Genomic DNA, 19,581 nt, shown 5'->3' with positions numbered 1-19,581 from the left:
CCGGCTCGACCTGGGTGGCTACTTCCATCATCTGGCGCCCCTGGCGGGGGGGCGGGGGGGGCGGCGCCCCCCCCCGGGGGGCCCGCAGCCCTGGGGCGTGTCTGACAGTTCGCGTCGGATCAGGGCGCGGCGTTGGGGTGCGTGCATCGCAAGGCGGAGGAGGGAGTCCATGCGGAGCATCGGCGACCGACGACAACGCGGCGAGGTGCGTGCACCGGCGTCGCGCACCCGGCGGGAACTGTCAGACACGCCCCGAAGTCGGGTCGGAGCCGGTCAGGCCTTCGGGACGCGCACGATCAGCGCGTCGCCCTGGCCGCCGCCGCCGCACAGCGCGGCCGCGCCCACCCCGCCGCCGCGGCGCTGCAGCTCCAGCGCCAGGGTCAGCACCACGCGGGCGCCGGACATCCCGATCGGGTGGCCGAGCGCGATGGCGCCGCCGTTGACGTTGACGATGTCGGAGGTGACGCCCAGGTCCTTCATCGACTGGTGGGCGACGGCCGCGAAGGCCTCGTTGATCTCGATCAGGTCGAGGTCGGCGACCTCCAGGCCCTCCTTGGCCAGCGCGTGCCTGATCGCGTTGGACGGCTGCGACTGGAGCGAGTTGTCCGGGCCGGCCACGTTGCCGTGCGCGCCGATCTCGGCGATCCAGGTCAGGCCCAGCTCCTCGGCCTTGGCCTTGCTCATCACGACCACCGCGGCGGCGCCGTCGGAGATCTGCGAGGAGGTGCCGGCGGTGATCGTGCCGTCCTTGGTGAAGGCCGGGCGCAGCTTGGCCAGGCCCTCGACGGTGGTGTCCGCGCGGATCCCCTCGTCCTGGCTGAACAGCACCGGCTCGCCCTTGCGCTGCGGGATGGCGACCGGGACGATCTCGGCGTCGAAGACCCCGTCGGCCTGCGCCTTGGCGGCCCGCTGGTGGGAGGCGGCGGCGATCTCGTCCTGCGCCTCGCGCGGGATGCCCAGGCGGGTGTTGTGCTTCTCGGTGGACTCGCCCATCGGGATGTTCTCGTAGGCGTCGGTGAGGCCGTCGTGGGCCATCGCGTCGAGCATCGCGATCGCGCCGTACTTGAAGCCCTCGCGGGACTTCGGCAGCAGGTGCGGGGCGTTGGTCATCGACTCCTGGCCGCCGGCCACCACGATGTCGAACTCGCCGGCCCGGATCAGCTGGTCGGCGAGCGCGATGGCGTCGAGGCCGGAGAGGCAGACCTTGTTGACGGTCAGCGCCGGGACGTTCATCGGGATGCCGGCCTTGACGGCGGCCTGGCGGGCCGGGATCTGGCCGGCGCCGGCCTGGAGCACCTGGCCCATGATCACGTACTGGACCTGCTCGCCGGTGATCCCGGCCCGCTCCAGGGCCGCCTTGATCGCGACGGCGCCGAGGTCGGCGCCGGAGAAGCCCTTGAGGGAACCCAGCAGGCGACCCATCGGGGTCCGCGCACCGGCAACGATCACAGAGGTGGTGTTGGTCATGGGACGGGCCCCTTCGCACGTCGTGGCCAGGTGAGGATGCGCTCAATGTACTGACCTGTTACCCGCCCGTCACCGGAGCGACGGTGTGATCGAGCGCACTGGCACCATCCAGTCAACACCGTGCCGACCCGCTCCGGGTGAACCGCCCGCGGGCCGTCCGCCGGGCGGCCCGCCGTGTGAGCAGGCTCGCACGCCCGGCACTGGCGCCCGTCGCGGGCCATGCGCTGCACTGGGTGCACCTTTAGCCCCACCACCTTCTCCCCACCTCCCGGAGGCCGTCGTGCTGACCCGCATCGACCACATCGGCATCGCCTGCCGAGACCTCGACAAGACGGTCGAGTTCTACCGCGCCACCTACGGTTTCGAGGTCTTCCACTCCGAGGTCAACGAGGAGCAGGGCGTCCGCGAGGCCATGCTCCGGATCAACGGCACCGACGACGGCGGCGCCTCGTACCTCCAGCTGCTGGAGCCCACCCGGCCCGACTCCACCGTGGCCAAGTGGCTGGAGAAGAACGGCGAGGGCGTGCACCACATCGCCTTCGGCACCGCCGACGTGGACGGCGACTCCGAGGCCATCCGGGACAAGGGCGTCCGGGTCCTCTACGACCAGCCGCGGATCGGCTCGATGGGTTCGCGGATCACCTTCCTGCACCCCAAGGACTGCGGCGGCGTGCTGACCGAGCTGGTCACCTCCGCGCAGCAGGGCCACGACGGGCACTGACCCCCTCCCGGCCCGCCCCCGGGCGCGCGGCGTCCCGGGGGCAGCCGACGGTCCGTCGGTCATGACCCGTCAGTAACCTGGCGGGAAGAGCCGGAAAACACCCCTGCGGCCATTCCCCCGCAGTGCGCTCCCACTACAATGCCCAGGTGCGCGAAGGCTCCGGGGGACGGAGGCGACGGGCACGGCCGAAGACAGGCCTGTCCGCCCTCCGGCGGTCGGCCCGTCGCAAGGGGAGTCCATTACGCGGGCACGGCTGAACAGTCGCAAGACGGATCTGTCACCATTCTCCACAAGGCAAGAGTTCGCCCAGGAGTCCACTCGGACGGGGGAACGCGGCACCCCCGCGCTCCCGCGCCCCGGATTCCGACGACCGCGGCGGGCGGCCCCGGCATGGCGGGGGACCGTCCACCGGCTGCGGATGCAAGGACCAGTCGGACCGGCGCCCGGGATACCGGAGCCCGGAACCGGCCGGGTCGAGGACGCGACCAGGAGATGGATGGGACCGCGGAGTGCGGGGCAACGACCGCTACGAGGCTGACGATCACCTCTCCCAGTTCGAGGCCGAGATGGGTCGGACTCGGAAGGAGCGCGACAAGGCAGTCGAGCATGCCGAAGACCTCGCCTACCAGGTGGAGGTCCTGCGGGCGAAACTGCACGAGTCCCGCCGGATGCTGGCCCAGCCGCGCGCCTTCGACGCCGTCTCCGGCCAGGCCGAGCAGATGCTCCGCACCGCCGAGATGCAGGCCCAGCAGCTGCGCGCCGACGCCGAGCGCCAGCTGCGCGACTCCCAGGCCGCCACCCAGCGGATCATGGCCGAGGCCGCCGAGCGCACCGCCCGGCTGGAAGCCGACCTCGCCGCCCGTCGCCGCCAGCTGGAGGACGAGCTCGCCGAGCTGCGCCGCTCCGCCGAGCAGCACGTCAACGGCTGGGCCGAGCAGACCCGGGCCGGCTCCGAGCAGGAGGCCCAGCGGCTGCTCCAGGACGCCCGCGCCGAGGCCGAGCGGATGGTCGCCGCCGCCCGTGCGGAGGCCGTCGCCCTCTCCGACCACGCCCGCGCCCAGACCGCCGCCGACGTGGACGCCGCCCGCGGCGAGGCCCAGGCCGCCGCCGAGGCCGCTCTGCAGCGGGCCCAGAACGACGCCGAGCGCCTGCTGCGCGCCGCCTCCGAGCAGGCCCAGCAGGCCGGCGCCCAGGCCGCCGCCGACGTGGACGCCGCCCGCGGCGAGGCCCAGCAGCAGCTGGCCGCCGCGCACGCCGCCGCCGAGGGCCAGCTGGTCGCCGCCCAGGCCGAGATCGGCCGGCTCAAGGCGCAGGCCGCCAACGAGCAGGCCCGGGCCGAGCAGCAGCTCGCCGCCGCCAAGGCCGAGATAGAGCGGCTGCGCGCCGAGGCGATCGCCGAGGCGGAGCGCACCCGCCACGAGGCCACCGAACTGCGCGCCCAGGCCGAGCAGGCCGCCGAGCAGCTCCAGGCCGACGCCGAGGCCGCCGCCGAGCGCAGGGTCGCCGACGGCGAGGCCGCCAACGAGCAGCGCTCGCAGACCGCCCGGGCCGAGGTGGCCCGGATGGTCGCCCAGGCCACCAAGGAGGCCTCGGCGATCCGTGCCGAGGCCGAGGGCGTCCGCACCGAGGCCGCCACCAAGCAGGCCGAGGCCGACGCCGCCCGGGCCGCCGCCGCCGAGGAGAGCGAGCGGCTGCGGGCCACCGCCGAGTCGGTGGCCTCCGAACTGAAGGCCGAGGCCGAGGCGGCGATCGCCGAACTCCGCGCCCTGGCCGAGCGGGACGTCGCCGAGCTGCGCGCGCACGCCGAGGCCGACGCCCAGCGACTGCGCGGCGAGGCCGAGGAGGCCGGCCGGGCGGCCGGCGCCAAGGACGCCACCGTCCACCTCGCCAAGGCCGCCAAGACCGCCGAGGAGGTCCTCGGCCGGGCCGACCAGGACGCCGAGACCGTGCGCGGCGAGGCCGCCGCCGAGGCCGAGCGGATCCGCGCCGAGGCCGCCGCCGAGGCGCAGCGCCTGCGCGAGCAGGCCCAGGCCGCCGTCGAGCAGGCCCAGAACGCCGCCCTGGACGACGCCGCCGCGATCCGCGAGCGGATCGAGCAGATGCAGGACGAGGCGGCCCGGCTGCGGGCCGAGGCCGAGGAGCTGCGCGCCCAGGCCGCCGCCGAGGCCGACCGGGTGCGCGGCGAGGCCCGCCGCCAGGCCGTGGTCCAGATCGAGGAGTCGGCGAAGAACGCCGAGGAGCTGCTCACCAAGGCCAAGGCCGACGCGGACGAGCTGCGCGCGGGTGCCGCCGGGGAGATCGAGCGGCTGCGCGAGCAGGCCCAGGAGCAGGCCGCCGAGACCCAGGGCCGGGCCGAGCAGACCCTGACCCGAGCCCGGGCCGAGGCCGGGAAGATCACCGAGGCCGCCGAGCAGCAGGGCCAGGACGCGCTCGCCGCCGCCAAGGCCGCGGCCGCCGAGAACCGGTCCGCCGCCGAGCGCGAGACCGCCGAACTCCGGCGCGACGCAACCGAGTTCGACCAGCGGGTGCGTGCCGAGGCGACCGCCGCGGCAGAGGCTACGACCACCGAGGCACAGGCCGAGGCGAAGGCCGTCCGGGACGCCGCGGTGGCCGACGCCGAGCGGGTGCGCACCGAGGCCGACACCGAGGCCGCCCGGGCCCGGGCCGAGGCCGAGGCGGCCGCGAACGCGCTGCGCGAGGAGAGCCGGCGCGAACGCGAGGAGGCCGCCGACGGCCTGCGGCGCGAGCGCGAGGAGACCTCCGAGCACCTGGACGCGGCCGAGGCCGCCCGCGAGCAGGCCGAACAGGCCGCCGCGGAGACCAGGGCCGAGGCCGAACAGGCCGCCGGAGAGCTGCGGGCGCTCGCCCAGCGCGAGACCAGCCAGCAGCGCGAGGCCGCCGAGGCCTACGCCGACCGGGTCCGCACCGAGGCCGAACAGCACGCCGGCGACCTCACCGAACGCACCGCGGCGGAGACCGCCGAGGTCCGCGAGACCGCCGACCAGTACAGCGCCGAGGTCCGTGAAGCCGCCGACCGGCACAGCGTCGAGGTCCGCGAAGCCGCCGACGCCTACGCCGACGAGCAGCGCACCGCGGCCGACACGTACGTCACCGAGCAGCACACCGCGGCCGACGCCTACGCCGCGGAGACCAGGGCCGAGGCCGAACAGGCCGCCGGGGAGCTGCGGGCCCTGGCCCAGCAGGAGACCACCCAGCAGCGCGAGGCCGCCGAGGCCCACGCCGACCGGGTCCGCACCGAGGCCGAACAGCACGCCACCGACCTCACCAAGCGGACCGCGGCGGAAACCGCCGAGGTCCGCGAGGCGGCCGACCGGTACGGCGCCGAGGTCCGCGAGACCGCCGACCGGTACGGCGCCGAGGTCCGCGAAGCCGCCGAGAAGCACAGCGTCGAGGTCCGCGAGGCCGCCGACACGTACGCCGGCGAGCAGCAGACCGCCGCCGACGCCTACGCCGCCGAGGTCCGCGAGCAGGCCGACGCCCACACCGCCGAGCAGCGCGCCGCCGCCGACGAGGTACTGGAGCGCGCCGAGGCCACCGCCGAGCAGCGCCGCGCCGAGGCCGCCAAGGACGCCAAGGCCACCCGCGAGAAGGCCGCCGCCGAACTGGCCCTGGCCAACGAGCAGGCCTCGACCGTCCGGGCCGAGGCCGGCCGCGAGCTGTCCGAGGCCCGCGCCACCGCCGACGGCATCCGCGCCGAGGCCGGCGCCGAGCTGGAGCAGGCCAGGGCCGACCGCGCCGAGCTGATCGCCGCCGCCAAGGCCGAGGGCGCCGAACTGGTGGCCGCCGCCGAGGACGAGGCCGCCGAGGTCCGCCAGTCGGTGGCCGGCATGCACGAGGCCGCCGCCGAGCAGATCGCCGCGCTCAGGGCCGCCGCCGAGCAGGAGGTCACCGAACTCCGCGAGGCCGCCGAGCAGGACGCCACCGAGCTGCGCACCCTCGCCGAGTACGAGACCACCGAGCAGCGGGAGCTGGCCGAGCGGGAGAGCACCGAGCAGCGCGAGTCCGCCGACGCGTACGCCGCCGAGCTGCGCGGCCTGGTCGAGCGGGAGAGCGCCGAGCAGCGCGAGCTCGTCGACCGCGAGACCGCCGACCTGCGGGCCCGCACCGAGGCCGAGACCACCGCCCTGCGCGAGCAGACCGAGCTGGAGCTGGCCGCCGAGCGGGAGGCCGTCGAGGACGAGCTCGGCCGGCAGCGCGCCGAGGCCCGGGCCTACGACGGGCAGCTGCGCGCGGAGGCCGAGGCCGAGCTGCGGGCCGCCCAGGAGGCCGCCGAGCAGCTGCGCGCCGACGCGGAGGCGCAGGCCGCCCGCACGGTGGCCGAGGCCGAGGCCCAGGGCGCCCGGAGCATCGCCGACGCCGAGGAGCTGTCCGCAGCCCTGCGCGCCGAGGCCGACGAGTACGCCCTCGCCACCCGCACCCTGGCCGACGACTACGACTCCGCCACCCACTCCCGCGCCGACGCCTACGACGCGGAGACCCGGGAGGCCGCCGAGCAGTTCGACAAGGCCACCCGCGAGCACGCCAAGTCCGTCCTGGAGAAGGCCTTCGCGGACGCCGAGGCGCTCGGCGAGGACGCCCAGACCACCGCGCTGGCGACCACCGCCGCCGCCGAGGAGCAGGCGGACGCCATGGTCGCGGCCGCCCGCAAGGAGGCCGACCGGCTGGTCGCCGCCGGCGAGGCGGCCGGTCAGGCCGAGGTCGAGAAGGGCCGCTCCGACGCGGACACCCTGCTCGCCGAGGCCCGCCGGGACGCGACCGCGATCCGCGAGCGCGCCGAGGAGCTGCGCGAGCGCACCGACGCCGAGGTCGAGGCCCTGCACGAGCGCGCCCGCAAGGAGAACGCGGCGGCCATGAAGTCGGCCGGCGAGCGGGTGGACGCGCTGGTGACGGCCGCCCAGGAGCAGCTGACCGAGGCCGAGGAGCAGGCGGTGGCCACCGTCGCCGAGGCCGAGGACCGCGCGGCGGCCCTGGTCGCGGCGGCCGAGGACCGCGCGGCCGAGCTGACCTCGGAGGCCTCCGCGGAGGCCAGCAAGGTCCGGCTGTCCGCCGTCCGCAAGGCCGAGGGCCTGCTCAAGGAGGCGGAGACCAAGCTCGCCAACTCCACGGACCGCGCCGAGGCGCTCATCGGGAAGGCCGAGGCCAAGCTCCGGTCGTCCGAGGCGGAGGCCGAGGAGCGGCTGGACCGGGCCTCCACCGAGGCGGAGAAGCGGCTGCGGGACGCCGACGAGTCCGCGGACGAGCAGGTCGAGCTGGCGAAGGCGGAGGCCGAGCGGCTGCTCGCCGAGGCGAAGGCCGAGGCGAAGCGGGTCACCGACGAGGGCCGGCGCGAGCTGGACGAACTGGTGCGCCGCCGCAAGGACATCAACACCGAGATCTCCAGGGTCCAGGACGTGCTGTCCGCCCTGGAGGCGTTCGAGGCGCCGTCACCGGTCGCCCAGGCCAACGGGGGAAGCAGCACCAAGAAGGACGGGGGCGCCAAGGCCGGTGCCGGAGTTGGCTCCCCCCGGTCGGGTGGCAATCGCTCCAAGAGCTCACCACCCGATTGAGCGGACATTGGCGGTCATTGTCCGTGAGAGAACGGCATAACGCCGTCGACACTCCGGTACCGTGTCAGGATTCCCTCAACCACCTCAGCGGTTTGACGACAGGAAGCCCAGAACCCCATGAGCGACAGTCACTCCCCTCACGGCTTCGACCTGGTGCGCCGTGGGTACGAGCGCGCCCAGGTCGACGAGCGGATCACCAAGCTGGTGGCCGACCGTGACAGTGCCCTGACCCGGATCAGCGCGCTGGAGAAGCGCATCGAGGAGCTTCACCTCGAGACCCAGTCCGCCCAGGCGGCGGTCACCGAGGCGGAGCCCTCCTACGCCGGTCTCGGCGCCCGGGTCGAGAAGATCCTGCGACTCGCCGAGGAGGAGGCCAAGGACCTGCGCGACGAGGCGCACCGCGCCGCCGAGCAGCACCGCGAGCTCGCCGAGGCCGCCGCCCAGCAGGTCCGCACCGAGGCCGAGAACTACGCCAAGGACCGCAAGGCCAAGGCGGAGGACGAGGGGCTGCGGATCGTCGACAAGTCCAAGAGCGACGCCGCCCAGCTGCGCGCCGAGGCCAACAAGGACGCCCAGAACAAGCGCGAGGAGGCGGACGCCCTCTTCGAGGACACCCGCACCAAGGCCGCCCAGGCCGCGCTGGAGTTCGAGACCAACCTGGCCAAGCGCCGCGAGCAGTCCGAGCGCGACCTGGCCGCCCGTCAGGCCAAGGCCGAGAAGCGCCTGGCCGAGATCGAGCACCGGGCCGAGCAGCTGCGCCTGGAGGCCGAGAAGCTGCGCACCGACGCCGAGCGCCGCGCCCGCCAGACCGTCGAGACGGCCCAGCGCCAGTCCGAGGACATCGTGGCCGACGCCAACGCCAAGGCCGACCGCATCCGCAGCGAATCCGAGCGCGAGCTGGCGGCGCTCACCAACCGCCGCGACAGCATCAACGCCCAGCTGACCAACGTCCGCGAGATGCTGGCGACGCTGACCGGCGCGGCCGTGGCCGCCGCCTCGCTGCCGACCGACGACACCCTGGGCGTGCCCGCCCAGCAGTCGCGCTGACGCACACCGGCCGAGCCGCACCGCAGGCCCTCACCCGCCCGGGTGAGGGCCTGTCGGCTTGTCGCGCCGTCATCGCCTCGGGCGCGGCTTGACGAAGGGTCCCTAGCGGGGGTAGGCGCCGTCCGGCCGCTGGTACCCGCTGCTGAGCTGGTTGCCCTCGTCGTCCGAGACGGTGCCGAACCAGGAGGTGCACCAGACCGACACCGAGTCCGGCCAGTACTGCACCTCGAAGGGGTGCCCGGGCCCGTAGTCGCCGTACGAGGTGACGATGAAGGTCTCCCCCGGGCGCATCCAGTAGTCCTCGCCGAGCGGTTCCAGGGTCAGCTCGACCAGCCCCTCGCCCCGGTTGGTCACCGGCATCCGGCCGCTCACCTCCAGCGCCGAGAAGTCCCAGGCCGCCGCGTCCTGGCTCTCCTGGCTCATCCGGCGGCCACCCTGGCGAGCAGGGCGCGCACGACGGCGTCGAAGGCCTCCGGCGCCTCCAGGGCGCTCAGGTGGCCCACCCGGGGCAGGACGGTCAGCTCGGCGTCCGGCCGGGCCCGCAGCATCGCCTCGGCCTCCTCCGGCGCCACCAGGGCGTCCTCGGCGCCCGCCACGACCGCGACCGGCACCGGCAGGCCGGCCAGCACGTCCAGGGAGTCCGGGCGGGCCGCCATGGCCCGCTGGGCCCAGGCGACGGAGGCCGGCGCCGCGGCGGCGACCATCGCCTCCACCCGCTCCACCAGGTGCTGCGAGTCCGGCCCGAGCTGCCCGGCCGCGACCCGCTCGTCCAGCAGCAGCCGCACGCTGTCCCGCGCGGTGACGGCGGCGGCCATCCGCTCCCGGTTGGCCCGGACCGCTTCGGTGTCGGCGGTGGCCCGGGTGTTGGCGAGCAGCAGGCCGGCCAGCCGGTCGGGGTGGCGGCGGGCCAGGGCCAGCGCCGCGTAGCCGCCCATGGAGAGCCCGGCGACCACCGCGCGTTCGATTCCGGCGGCGTCCAGCAGCAGCGCGAGGTCGTCCGCGACCAGGTCCAGCGAGGGCTCGTCGTCGCCCAGCCCGGTGCCGCCGAACCCCCGCTGGTCGGGGGCGAGCACCCGCGCTTCGTCCCCGGTCAGGCCGGGCAGCGCGTCCAGCTGGGACGACCACATCGAGGCGTTCAGAGGAAAGGCGTGCAGCAGCAGGAGTGGTGTTCCGGTACCGCTCTCGCGGACCGACACTGCGGAGGGGAGCTGGGTCATGCCACCAACCTATTCCGGCACGCCCGGCGGGCCCACTCAGCGGGCCGCGATACCCCCTTTGTCCTAGCCTGGCAAAGACCTGAGGGAGCGCGAATGATCGAGTTGCACGACCTGACAAAACGTTACGGCAAGACCCTCGCGGTGGACCGCCTCAGCTTCCAGGTCCCCCAGGGCGTGGTGACCGGCTTCCTCGGCCCCAACGGCGCCGGCAAGTCCACCACCATGCGCATGATCCTCGACCTCGACCGCCCGACCTCCGGCCGGGTCACCATCGACGGCAAGCGCTACGGCCAGCTCAGCGAGCCGCTCAAGTACATCGGCGCGCTGCTGGAGGCCAAGGCCGTCCACCCCGGCCGCACCGCCCGCGACCACCTGCTCTGGCTCGCCCAGAGCAACCGCATCCCCGAGCGCCGGGTCGACGAGGTGCTCGCCCTGGTCGGCCTCACCCCGGTGGCCCGCAAGCGGGCCCGCGGCTTCTCGCTCGGCATGGGCCAGCGCCTGGGCATCGCCTCCGCGCTGCTCGGCGACCCGGAGATCGTCATGTTCGACGAGCCGGTCAACGGCCTGGACCCGGAGGGCATCCTCTGGATCCGCAACCTGATGAAGCGCCTCGCCGGCGAGGGCCGGACGGTCTTCGTCTCCTCCCACCTGATGAGCGAGATGGCCGTCACCGCCGACCACCTGGTGGTCATCGGCCGGGGCCGGCTGCTCGCCGACCTGCCGATGCCGGAGTTCATCCGGCGCAACTCCCGCTCCGCCGTACGGCTGCGCGGCCCGGAGCCCGAGCGGCTGCTCGACGTGCTGGCCCGGGCCGGCCTGCGGCACGAACCCGGTCCGGACGGCTCCTACGAGGTGGTCGACGGGGACATCGCCCGGCTCGGCGAGCTGTTCGCCGGCCAGGGCGTGGTGCTGCACGAGCTCAGCCCGCAGCAGGCCTCGCTGGAGGAGGCCTTCATGCAGATGACGGCCGACTCGGTGGAGTACCACGCGGGCGACGGCCCGGGCCTGGACGCGGCCGGCGCGCCCACCGAGTGGGGCGCCGGCTGGAAGGCGGACGGCGCTCCGCAGAACACCACGGCACGGCAGGAGGAGAACTGAGATGGCGTCCTTCCCGGCGGTCCTGCGCTCCGAGTGGACGAAGATCCGCAGCGTCCGCTCGACGGTCTGGACGCTCGCGCTGACCTTCGTCGTCACGGTCGGCATCGGCGCGCTGCTGTCCCTGCTCACCAACAACAACTTCACCGAGTTCCGCCGCGGCGACCAGTCCCCGTTCGACGCCACCGGGACGTCCTTCTCCGGCATCATGCTCGGCGAGCTGGCGATCATCGTCTTCGGGGTGCTGGCGATCGGCAACGAGTACAGCAGCGGCATGGTCCGGGTCACCCTGGCCGCCGTCCCGCAGCGCGGCACCCTGCTCACCGGCAAGGCGGTGGTGCTCGGCGCGCTGGCCCTCGCGGTCTCGCTGGTGACGGCCTTCGCCACCTTCTTCGCCGGCCAGGCGCTGCTCGGCGCGCACTCCACCACGATCGGCGAACCGAACGTGCTGCGGGCGGTCTTCGGGGCGGCGCTGTACCTGACGCTGCTCTGCCTGTTCTCGGCGGGCGTCACCACGATGCTGCACAACCAGACGCTCGCGCTCGGCGTGCTGGTGCCGTTCTTCTTCCTGCTCTCGCCGATCCTCTCGGCGGTGCCGAAGGTCAAGACCCTGGCCCACTACTTCCCCGACTACGCGGGCTCCCGGATGCTGCTGGTGTACGAGCAGCACGGCCAGCCGTACGGGCCGTGGACCGGCTTCCTGATCTGCCTCGCCTGGACGGCAGCCGCGCTGGTCGGCGGCGCGCTGGTGCTCAAGAAGCGCGACGCGTAGCCGTCCCGGCGGCCCGGCCGTCAGTACCGCGGAGCGCCGCGGCCCCGCAGCAGGTTGGAGGCCCGGCGCTCCCGCGCTCCCCAGCAGGCGCGGTGCCAGTGCCGCCGGTCGTCCACGCCCGCGCCGTGCATCGGCCAGGCCACCACGTGGCCCGTCCCCGGCGGGATCTCCTGGTCGCAGCCCGGGCAGCGGTAGAACCGTCCGGCCGTCCCGGCGACCGTCTGGACCACCCAGTCGTCGCCCTGGTAGCTCTCGGTGCGGCGCAGCGAACCGCCGAGCGGGGCGGCCGGTTCCGCACTCTCGTGGGGGGCGGCGCTCTTGATCCGGTTGCGGCGCGGCGACACGGCGGACTCCCTCTCCTGCTGGCCTCTGGGTCGTTCCAGCCTACGGCCGCCCGGGGCCCCGTACGGCCACTACCACGGCTCCGTCCGGCACTTCGGCGTTTTTGCCGAGATCCACCCGATCATCGGGGAAATTCGGGGTTCGGCGTGCCATTGGCACATGACATCCGATACCCACAGGGGGAGAAGGCGGGGCCCGCAGACCCTGCGCGCACCCGAGGAGGCCCCACGATGAGCAAGACCAGCGCCCGAGCCGAGAGCGGCCGGCCCGTCGGGGTCCGGTCACCCGCCCCCGGCCCGACGCTGACCTCCGTCCCCCCGGTGACAGCCGTCGCGGGCGAGCCGCTGCCGGCCACCCAGTGGGCCGGCGCGCTGCCGCCGGCCACCGGTCCGGTGCGGGTCGGCCTGTTCCTGCTGTCCGCGCAGTTCCCCGGGCAGAGCCACGGCGAGGCGCTGGAGCGCACCGTCCACTCCGCCGTCGAGGCCGAACGCGCGGGCCTGGACAGCGTCTGGCTGGCCGAGCACCACTTCGTGCCGTACGGGGTGTGCCCGGACGCCGCCACGCTGGCCGGGCTGCTGCTCGGCCGCACCCGCCGGATCGGCGTCGGCACGGCGGTCAGCGTGCTCTCCACCCGCCACCCGGTGGGGCTCGGCGAGCAAGCCGCGCTGCTGCACCTCACCTCCGGCGGACGGTTCACGCTCGGGGTGGGCCGCGGCGGCCCGTGGATCGACCTGGACGTGTTCGGCGGCGGCGTGGACGCCTTCGAGAACGGCTTCCCGGAGCGGCTGGACCTGCTGCTGCGCTGGCTGCGCGGCTCCCGGGTGGGCGCGGACGGCCCGCAGTTCGCCTTCCCCGAGGTCGCGGTGGTGCCGCGGGCCACCGAGCCGGTGCGGCGGCCCGGCCTGAGCAGCTGGCTCGGCCTGGGCCAGCGGTCCGGCCCGGTGCGCTTCCCGCGCCAGCGCCGGGACGACGGGGGCCTCGGCGAGGAGCTCACCGCCTCCGGGCGGCCGGTGTCAGGCCCGCCCGTGGTGGTCGCCTGCACCTCGCCGGGCGGGGTGCGGATGGCCGCCGAGCGCGGCCTGCCGATGCTGCTCGGCATGCACTCCGGGGACGAGGACAAGCTGCGGATGCTGGAGCTCTACCGGTCCGCCTGGCTGGCCGCCGGGCGGTCCGAGGAGCAGCTGCGCCGGATCGGCCGCCGGCACGTCGCGGCCGGGGTGGCCCAGGTCGACGACCGCGCCGCGGCGGCCCGGTCCACGCTGCTGAACGCGATGCCCGGCTGGTTCGAGTACGGGCTCGGCGCCCACCGCACCGTGGACGGCCGAGAGCGCAGGATGCGCGACCCGCGCCAGTACACCGAGCTGCTCTGCGACCTGCACGCGGTGGGCACCCCGCGGCAGTGCGCCGACCGGCTGCTGGCCACCGCCGAACGCACCGGCATCCGGCGCTTCGCCCTGCTCGCCGAGGGCAGCGGCGACGAGGAGACGACCCTGCACAACATCGCCCGGCTCGGCTCCGAGGTGCTGCCGCAACTGGGCTGAGCCCCGTACGGGTCACGGGCCCGGGCCGCCGCCCCTCCCCCCGCACCGGGGAACGGGGCGGCCGGCGCCGCGGCACCGCGGGAAGGCGATCAGCAGTCCCGCAGCTCCTCGGACTGGTTGAGCAGCTGCTCCCGGACCGAGGTGAAGCGGTCGTACCGCGCCGCGTTGGCCTCCGACGGCAGGAACACCGCGACCCGGTGACAGTTCTGGAACGCCAGCCGGACCCCGAAGTGGCGCTGCAGGGCGCCCCGGATGGCGTCGCTGGCGAGGGCGCGCAGCAGCTGGCCACGGGCCTGCTCGCTGGGCGGTGGCACCTGGTTGTCGGCGAAGTCGGTGCCGTCGACCTTCGCCTGGGCGACCAGCGAGCTGATCAGGTCCCAGGCGTACGGCAGCGAGACGCGGACGCAGTCGACGAATTCCCGCTCGTCGACCTCGCCCCGCTCGGCCTTCTCCAGCAGGGCCGGTGAGACGTCGAGCGACATGGATTCTCCTCTCGCGGTCCACCCGCGCGGCGCCCGGGTGGTCGTGCGTAGGTCAAGCTCACAGTGAGGGTGGTGGTTTCGCATGGGGCGTCCGGAACACCGAGGGACAGGGGTTTCCGGCGCCTTCGCGACGGCGGCGGCGCCACGGGACGTGACGTCCCGGACACCGAACGCGCTCACAACAGCGTGGCAGTCAACGGAGCGGCGGGCCCGTCATTCCTGTGGATTGCTTCGGAAACACAGTGCGGTGCACCAGATTGGCCGGATCCCGTCGGATCGTTCATCTGAAGTCTCCATCCCCGTTGACAGCGATCCCGCGAGCGTGTCGTCACACACCGTAGCGACCCGAGGGTGGGGGCGCCAGGCCTCGACGGGCGGTAGCCGGACCGCAGGACCTCAATGTTGGCCGGGTTCGCGCTTTCTTCACCCAGCCGTCGCGGAATCGCATCAACTGGCCCCGGTGGGCTAGCGTGGTCGACCGTGCGTCTCGTAATTGCCCGCTGCTCAGTCGACTATGCCGGTCGGCTCTCCGCCCATCTGCCCTCCGCCACCAGGCTGATCCTGGTCAAGGCCGACGGCAGCGTCAGCATCCACGCCGACGACCGCGCCTACAAGCCGCTCAACTGGATGTCCCCGCCGTGTGTCCTCAAGGAGGCCGACGGGGTCTGGACGGTGGAGAACAAGGCCGGCGAGAAGCTCATCATCACGCTGGAGGAGGTGCTGCACGACTCGTCCCACGAGCTCGGGGTCGACCCGGGCCTGATCAAGGACGGCGTGGAGGCACACCTCCAGGAGCTGCTCGCGGACCGGATGGAGGTGCTCGGTGCCGGCTGGTCGCTGATCCGCCGCGAGTACCCCACGGCGATCGGCCCGGTCGACATCCTCTGCCGCGACGCCGACGGCTCCACGGTGGCCGTCGAGATCAAGCGCCGCGGCGAGATCGACGGCGTCGAACAGCTCACCCGCTACCTCGAACTCCTCAACCGGGACCCGCTGCTGGCCCCGGTCAAGGGCGTCTTCGCCGCGCAGGAGATCAAGCCGCAGGCCCGCGTGCTGGCCACCGACCGCGGCATCGGCTGCGTGGTGCTGGACTACGACGAGCTGCGCGGCATCGACGACGACAAGCTCAAGCTGTTCTGACCGCTCAGGACGGGCTCGCGCTCGCCGTCCCGCTCGGGGCCGTCGGCGACCCTGACGTGGGCGGCGGCGAGCTCGCGGTGGACGCCGGGGCCGACGAGCTGTGGCCCGTCGCCGGCGGCTGCGAGGGCTGCCCCGTCTGCTGGGGCGGCGGCGACTGACCCGGCGGCTGGACCGGCTGCTGCGACTGGCCCGGTGCGGGCGGCTGCGACTGCTGCGGGGCCTGCGACTCGCCCGCCCCCGGCGAGGAGCTCGGCCGCCTGGTCGGCGAGGAGCTCGACGCGTGCGAGGCGCTGCCGCTCGTGGACGGCTGCGGGCCGCTCCCCTGCCCCGCCGGGCTGCCCGGCCCGGCGCCGGCCGTCCCCGTCCCGGTGCTGCCGGAGGGCTGCGGGAACGGCGCCTCCTGGGTGTCGCCGCCGCCGTCCATCCGGCCGCTGTACGGGTCCTTCCCCTTGACCTCGTCCGGCCCGCTGAAGCTCATCGCCACCGCCGTGCCGAGCACCCCCAGGGTCAGCACCGCCGTGGAGACCACGGCCGCCCGCCGCCGCCTGCTGGACTTCAGGCGGGCCGGCACCCGGGCCGCGATCTTGCGGATCACCGGGGCGCGGCCGGGCCCCGCCACGGCGGGCGCGGCGGCCGGCAGCTGCCGGCCCTCGGCGCGCAGCAGGTCGAGCATCCGGCCGACGGCGGCCACCCCGCGCTGGTCGCCCGCGGCGGCCCGCAGGGTGAGCGCGGTCTCCAGTTCGGCGATGGCCCGGGAGGGCTGCTGGAGGCAGATCGCGTGCACGCCCGCCTCGTGGTGGAACCAGGCCTGGTCGACCGCCGAACCGGTCTGGCGGGCCGCCTCCAGGCCGAGCTGGAGCACCCGCTCCCAGGCGCCCCAGCGCAGCGACAGCGCCAGCGCGGGCGCCGCCGCACGGGCGAGCCGGACCACCGCGTCGTGCCGCCCGGCGGTGCGGTCGGCGAGCAGCACCCCGATCATCACCTCGGCCTCGGCGGCGATCTGCTCCAGCGTCACCGAGCTGTGCCCGACCCACCAGGCGAAGTGCTGGGCGGCGCCGTCGACGCAGCCGCGGGCCGGCCAGTGCGGGGCGAGCAGGTCCTGCGCGCCGGCCGTCAGCCGGTGGTGCCCGCCGATGGACACCGCCAGTCCAGCGTCGGCGAGTTCGGCGAGCGCGGCCTCGCCCTGCCCGACGTCGATCAGCGCCGGCAGGTGCGGCGCGGTGGGGCACTCGCCGCCGAGCGCGACGGCGAGCCGCAGCACGGCCTGCGCGGGCTCGCTCAGCCCCTCGGCGAGCCGGACCGCGGGCGAGGCGGTCTCCGCCACCGAGGGCAGCGGGACGGTGCGGCGCAGCGCGTCCTCCCGGATCGCCGGGTCCGGGTCGTGGACGGGCCCCTCGACGGCGCCGAAGACGTCCATCCGGTCGTCCTCGGCGGCGACCAGCGCGTCCACCGCGACGTCCCGCTGGCGCAGCAGGGCGGCGGCCTGGACGAAGCGCAGCGGCAGGCCCTCGGACTCGAACCAGAGGTCCACCGCCCAGGCCTTCTCGTCGACGTCCAGCGGCCGCCCGGCCAGCCGGGCGGTGAGGGCGAGGCAGGCGGAGCGGGAGAGCCCGGCCACCAGGTGGTCCTGGAGCCGGGAGCCGGCCGGCAGCGGCGGGCCGTCCGGGGCGGCGGAGATCAGGAAGGCGCAGCCGGGGGCGGCGGCGAGCAGCTGCTCCAGCTCGGCGCCCGCGGGCTCGGCGGAGTCGATCACCACGATCGCGCCGACCTCGGCGAGGTGGGCGGCCAGCTGCCCGGGGTCGGGGCGGTAGCCGGGGGCGTGGTGGGTGGCCGCGAAGAGGTCCTGGAGCAGGTCGGGAAGGGTCCGGCGGTGGCCGCAGAGCTGCACCACTCCACCGGGGGCGAGGTCGGCGGCGGCCTCGGCGACGGCCGACAGCAGCGCGCTGCGGCCCGAGCCGGCCTGGCCGACCAGGCGTATCGAGCGGCCCTCGGAGAGCAGGCCGAGCAGTTCGACGACGTCGACCTCGCGGTCCAGCATCGGCAGGTCGGCGGGCCCGGCGCCGAGCGCGAGCGGGCCGACCGCACGGCCGACACCGCCGACCGGACCGCGGGCGGGCTCGCTGCGTCCGGTCCGGCGCGGACGCGGACGCCACTCCTCGGGACAGGTCCTGGCCTCGGAGCCGTCCGGTGCGCCGACGCCCACCAGCAGGCCGCCGGAGACCAGTTCACCGCCACGGGTGCGGACGGCCTCCTGCCGGAACTCACCGGATGGCTGTGACACGTTCTGCTCCGCATCGTGCTCGGCCGTCGGCGCCCCGCGCCGCCCGGCTGACGTCCCGCTCGCGGCCGCGGCCGGGCTGGAGGCAGCCCCGGCGGCCGTCTTCTGACGGGCAGACTCTTGCACATCCGGCCCCGACCGTGCAGAGCGGTCCGTGGCTGACGACCGGTCGGCGGCGCTGACCAGGGGCGTTGCGCGGGCGGGGTCGGACGTACGCGGGCGTGCGGTCCGGCGCGCGGAGCAACCGTCTTTAGAGCGCGACCCCGTGCGCCTCGGCGACGCCCGCGGCGCCGTCGACGGCCAGGATGCGGTGCAGCTTGGTGGCCACCAGCAGCCGCTGGAGCTGGGCCGGGACGGAGCGCAGCACCAGGCGGCGGCCGATCCGGCCGGCCCGCCGGTGGGTGCCCATGATCACGCCGAGCCCGGTGGCGTCCCAGAACTCCAGCCGGGCGAGGTCGAGCACGAGGTCGCCGAGGCCGCCGTCCACGGCCTGGTGCAACCGGACCCGCGCGTCGGCGGCGGTGCGCACGTCGAGGCGGCCTTCGATGGCCAGCGCCGTGTGGTCGCCGGTGATGCGCATGCTCTCCTCCTTCGCCTGGACGGCCTGGTGCGGGGCGGGTCCGCCCCGGCCGTGCCGGGTACGGGAGCGGGGGGTTCGTCCGGGCGGGCCGCAGCCCCTCACCCGGCCCCGGGCGGAATGCCGGGTTCCCTCATCTGACGGTGAACCGGCTCCGCAGGTTGCTGGTTCCGGCCAGATCTGAAGCAACTTCACCCGTCCGAGGGAATATACGCAGGTCGGCCCCACACCTACGCTCGATTACCGCCCAAATCACCCGTCTGCGGCACGCTGCGTGAGGAAACTCACCCGGCCCGGCGGAGCGGGCCGTACGATGCTCCGATCGCACGGCCCGCCGGTCGTTCAGCCCCGCCGGCTCACTTGCCCTCGTACGGGTAGAAGCCGCGGCCGCTCTTGCGTCCCAGGTCACCGGCGGTGACCATGCGGGCCATGATCTCCGGCGCGGCGAACTTCTCGTCCTGGGTCTCGTCGTAGATGTTGCGGGCGGCGTGCAGCAGGATGTCCACGCCGGTCAGGTCGGCGGTCTGGAGCGGGCCCATCGCGTGGCCGAAACCGAGCCGGCAGGCGGTGTCGATGTCCTCGGCGGTGGCCACGCCCGACTCGTACAGGCTGGCGGCCTCGACGACCAGCGCGGTGATCAGGCGGGTGGTCACGAAGCCGGCCACGTCGCGGTTGACCACCACGACCTCCTTGCCGACGCCCTCGGCGTAGGCGCGGGCGGTGGCCAGCGTCTCGTCGCTGGTCTTGTAGCCGCGGACCAGCTCGACCAGCTTCATCATCGGGACCGGCGAGAAGAAGTGGACGCCGACGACCGACTCCGGGCGCTCCGTGGCGGCGGCGATCCGGGTGATCGGGATGGCGGAGGTGTTGGAGGCCAGCACGGCGCCGTCCTTGGCGAGCTTGTCGAGCTCGCGGAAGACGCCCTCCTTGACCTCCAGCTTCTCGAACACGGCCTCGACCACGATGTCGGCCTCGGCGACGGCGCCCAGGTCGGTGGTGGTGGTGATCCGGCCCAGCGCGGCCTCGGCGTCCTCGGCGCTCAGCCTGCCCTTGGCGACGAACTTCCCGTACGAGGCGCGGATGCCCGCCAGGCCCCGCTGGAGCGCCTCCTCGGTGACGTCCCGCAGCACCACCGGGTGGCCGGCCTGCGCGGACACCTGGGCGATGCCGGCGCCCATCAGGCCGGCACCGATCACGGCGATCTGCTTGCTGGACGCATTGCTCATGGCTGGGTCTCCCGATGCCGTCGCCGCCCTGCGGGCGGGCCCTGAAGGCGGCTCAGGACAGGGGTCACCCGCCGTAGGAGCCGCATCGCTCTGGCCGGACTCTAATGCC

The 19,581-nt window shown here is 74.7% G+C and carries 15 protein-coding genes; 7 read left to right on the top strand and 8 right to left on the bottom strand.

Annotated elements, in window-relative coordinates:
- Window positions 1-273: 273 nt before the first annotated feature.
- Window positions 274-1,467, bottom strand: coding sequence for an acetyl-CoA C-acetyltransferase (locus ACFY4B_RS15775; protein ID WP_074001457.1), 1,194 nt, complete (start codon window positions 1,465-1,467; stop codon window positions 274-276).
- A 280-nt stretch (window positions 1,468-1,747) separates the two neighbouring features.
- Here ACFY4B_RS15775 and mce point away from each other — a divergent pair, with 280 nt between their 5' ends.
- From mce to ACFY4B_RS15760, 3 genes are all read left to right on the top strand, one after another.
- Window positions 1,748-2,188: a methylmalonyl-CoA epimerase gene (gene mce, locus ACFY4B_RS15770; RefSeq protein ID WP_049651447.1), complete on the top strand. Its 441-nt coding sequence runs from the start codon at window positions 1,748-1,750 to the stop codon at window positions 2,186-2,188.
- Between the two features lie 509 nt (window positions 2,189-2,697).
- Window positions 2,698-7,755 (top strand): hypothetical protein, encoded by a 5,058-nt coding sequence (locus tag ACFY4B_RS15765; protein WP_387968281.1) that lies wholly within the window; start codon window positions 2,698-2,700, stop codon window positions 7,753-7,755.
- Between the two features lie 117 nt (window positions 7,756-7,872).
- Window positions 7,873-8,802: a cellulose-binding protein gene (locus ACFY4B_RS15760; RefSeq protein ID WP_049655735.1), complete on the top strand. Its 930-nt coding sequence runs from the start codon at window positions 7,873-7,875 to the stop codon at window positions 8,800-8,802.
- 102 nt (window positions 8,803-8,904) lie between these two features.
- Here ACFY4B_RS15760 and ACFY4B_RS15755 read toward each other — a convergent pair whose 3' ends face one another.
- Window positions 8,905-9,225 carry a hypothetical protein gene (locus ACFY4B_RS15755; protein ID WP_049655736.1) on the bottom strand — a complete coding sequence of 107 codons (321 nt, stop codon included), beginning with the start codon at window positions 9,223-9,225 and terminating at the stop codon, window positions 8,905-8,907.
- Complete coding sequence (locus tag ACFY4B_RS15750; RefSeq protein WP_387968279.1) at window positions 9,222-10,019, bottom strand: alpha/beta fold hydrolase; 798 nt, start codon at window positions 10,017-10,019, stop codon at window positions 9,222-9,224. Before ACFY4B_RS15750 ends, ACFY4B_RS15755 begins: the two co-directional genes overlap by 4 nt.
- A gap of 93 nt (window positions 10,020-10,112) precedes the next feature.
- Here ACFY4B_RS15750 and ACFY4B_RS15745 point away from each other — a divergent pair, with 93 nt between their 5' ends.
- Complete coding sequence (locus tag ACFY4B_RS15745; RefSeq protein ID WP_049655738.1) at window positions 10,113-11,117, top strand: ABC transporter ATP-binding protein; 1,005 nt, start codon at window positions 10,113-10,115, stop codon at window positions 11,115-11,117.
- A gap of 1 nt (window position 11,118) precedes the next feature.
- Complete coding sequence (locus ACFY4B_RS15740; protein WP_049655741.1) at window positions 11,119-11,886, top strand: ABC transporter permease subunit; 768 nt, start codon at window positions 11,119-11,121, stop codon at window positions 11,884-11,886.
- Window positions 11,887-11,906: 20 nt separating this feature from the next.
- On the opposite strand, the gene ACFY4B_RS15735 is transcribed toward ACFY4B_RS15740, so the two are convergent.
- The gene (locus tag ACFY4B_RS15735) at window positions 11,907-12,230 is read right to left on the bottom strand and encodes a hypothetical protein (protein WP_049655743.1); all 324 of its coding nucleotides are present in this window, start codon (window positions 12,228-12,230) and stop codon (window positions 11,907-11,909) included.
- A 390-nt stretch (window positions 12,231-12,620) separates the two neighbouring features.
- On the opposite strand from ACFY4B_RS15735, the gene ACFY4B_RS15730 reads away from it, so the two are divergent.
- Window positions 12,621-13,769, top strand: a complete 1,149-nt coding sequence (locus ACFY4B_RS15730) for an LLM class flavin-dependent oxidoreductase (RefSeq protein WP_049655749.1) — start codon at window positions 12,621-12,623, stop codon at window positions 13,767-13,769.
- Window positions 13,770-13,858: 89 nt separating this feature from the next.
- Here the strand turns inward: ACFY4B_RS15730 and ACFY4B_RS15725 are convergent, their stop codons facing one another.
- Window positions 13,859-14,251 carry an SCO5389 family protein gene (locus ACFY4B_RS15725; protein ID WP_030282024.1) on the bottom strand — a complete coding sequence of 131 codons (393 nt, stop codon included), beginning with the start codon at window positions 14,249-14,251 and terminating at the stop codon, window positions 13,859-13,861.
- A 480-nt stretch (window positions 14,252-14,731) separates the two neighbouring features.
- Here ACFY4B_RS15725 and nucS point away from each other — a divergent pair, with 480 nt between their 5' ends.
- The gene (gene nucS, locus ACFY4B_RS15720) at window positions 14,732-15,391 is read left to right on the top strand and encodes an endonuclease NucS (protein ID WP_049655746.1); all 660 of its coding nucleotides are present in this window, start codon (window positions 14,732-14,734) and stop codon (window positions 15,389-15,391) included.
- A gap of 4 nt (window positions 15,392-15,395) precedes the next feature.
- Here the strand turns inward: nucS and ACFY4B_RS15715 are convergent, their stop codons facing one another.
- The 3 genes from ACFY4B_RS15715 to ACFY4B_RS15705 form a co-directional block, all read right to left on the bottom strand.
- Window positions 15,396-17,672 carry an ATP-binding protein gene (locus ACFY4B_RS15715; protein ID WP_387968276.1) on the bottom strand — a complete coding sequence of 759 codons (2,277 nt, stop codon included), beginning with the start codon at window positions 17,670-17,672 and terminating at the stop codon, window positions 15,396-15,398.
- A 247-nt stretch (window positions 17,673-17,919) separates the two neighbouring features.
- Window positions 17,920-18,249 (bottom strand): STAS domain-containing protein, encoded by a 330-nt coding sequence (locus ACFY4B_RS15710; protein WP_049651796.1) that lies wholly within the window; start codon window positions 18,247-18,249, stop codon window positions 17,920-17,922.
- Window positions 18,250-18,602: 353 nt separating this feature from the next.
- Window positions 18,603-19,472, bottom strand: coding sequence for a 3-hydroxyacyl-CoA dehydrogenase family protein (locus ACFY4B_RS15705; RefSeq protein WP_049651797.1), 870 nt, complete (start codon window positions 19,470-19,472; stop codon window positions 18,603-18,605).
- Window positions 19,473-19,581 lie beyond the last annotated feature (109 nt).

The sequence above is a fragment of the Kitasatospora sp. NPDC001261 genome, assembly GCF_042896795.1.
Classification (GTDB): Bacteria; Actinomycetota; Actinomycetes; order Streptomycetales; family Streptomycetaceae; genus Kitasatospora.
The sequence above is the reverse complement of the archived record's forward strand: the minus strand, read 5'-3'. Positions and strand labels throughout refer to the sequence as shown.